This is a genomic window from Bacillus sp. AY2-1 (assembly GCF_008368965.1).
Classification (GTDB): Bacteria; Bacillota; Bacilli; order Bacillales; family Bacillaceae_G; genus Bacillus_A; species Bacillus_A thuringiensis_S.
The window spans coordinates 1-1,334 of the sequence record NZ_QPEL01000338.1; the positions used below are offsets into that span (position 1 = coordinate 1).

Here is a 1,334-nt window from a genome sequence, read left to right on the forward strand (position 1 = left end):
GTATTATATGTATAACTGTAATCAATGTGGAACAGAAATGATTATGCAATTACAAGACAGATATAGAGAATTTTGCCCAAGATGTGAAGGTCTTAAACCAAGTAGCTTAGTATACTATAATTTATATGAATTGCTAGATTATATGGAAGCAAATAATTATATGAATAAAGAAAATATGCTACATAACTTTTTAAAATGGGAGTTTGAGTTAACGAATGGAAATCTGTTTAAGTTATATTTAAACTTAGATAGATATGATCAACCTGATGATGAGGACCTTATGAAACAATTAGAGGTTTATATGAAGGGGATTCGATTAAAATTAAATGTTAAATATGAGGATGACTATATCTGGATTCAGGTTAATTAGAAGAGATTCTATATGTGTTCAGTTTTATATAAAAAAATAGTAAGGGATAGAGAGGAGATTAATAGGAATGCAACATTTACAAGAGGCAGTAATAAAATTTCGAGATGAGAGAAATTGGGGTCAGTTTCATAATGCTAAAGATTTAGCCATTTCATTAAACTTAGAAGCATCAGAATTGCTTGAGGTTTTTCAATGGAAGTCAAGTGAAGAAGCAACAGAAACGAAAATGCAAGAAATGAAGGAAGAAATAGCTGATGTAATGATTTATTTACTTATGTTAAGTGATAAATTAAATATTGATTTAGAAGAGGCAGTTCATGCTAAATTACGCAAGAATGCAGAGAAATATCCAGTAGAAAAGGCGTTTGGAAAAAATAAAAAATATAACGAACTGTAAAACTATAACCGTTTTACAGTTTTTTTAATCATTATTATTAAGAGAGATTGTAATTGAGCGGTATACAAAATTCAACAAGCTCAAATATTTTTAACTTAAAAAGTGATATAGTTCAAATGTTGGTAAGTCCGAACTTATATAGGCGTTTCACTGTGCATTTAAATAATAAAAATAAAAAAATTATGAGTAAACAGTTTAGCTTACGCTAACTAATATTCATTTTCTACCTATGTGCCGGTGCCGTCAAACCTTCAAGTTAAATAAGGAGGAAGTCTTCTCTCGGAAAAATATATAACAAAAATTAGTATAGAATTAAAAGTAAATGTATTAAGAGGATAAGAATGTAATTCTTTACTTTACAAAAAAACTGCCTTCAAATTCTTAGGTAAGTCTAGGAATTTGGAGGCAGTTTTTTTGTGCTCATTACAGTAGAGCTACACCAATTTTAATCACCATTCTTTTAATTTATATCATTACGAAGGTGAATGGGTAAGAACTTCGCTGAATATGTCCCTGTTCTTTTAATTTGTATAATTACGGAGGTGAAACAGAAAAGAACTCCGCTGA

At 29.2% G+C, this 1,334-nt stretch carries 2 protein-coding genes; both read left to right on the top strand.

Annotation, left to right across the window (positions count from 1 at the left end; genetic code table 11):
* Positions 1–7 precede the first annotated feature (7 nt).
* Entirely contained in the window at positions 8–370 is a 363-nt protein-coding gene (locus DN403_RS30920) for a hypothetical protein (protein ID WP_098834075.1), read from the top strand.
* Positions 371–437: 67 nt separating this feature from the next.
* Positions 438–767, top strand: a complete 330-nt coding sequence (locus DN403_RS30925) for a nucleotide pyrophosphohydrolase (RefSeq protein WP_098033605.1) — start codon at positions 438–440, stop codon at positions 765–767.
* Positions 768–1,334: the final 567 nt, after the last annotated feature.

Coding starts and splice junctions, on each gene's coding strand:
- DN403_RS30920 (WP_098834075.1), top strand. CDS start 8: ATGTATAACTGTAATCAATGTGGAACAGAAATGATTATGCAATTACAA.
- DN403_RS30925 (WP_098033605.1), top strand. CDS start 438: ATGCAACATTTACAAGAGGCAGTAATAAAATTTCGAGATGAGAGAAAT.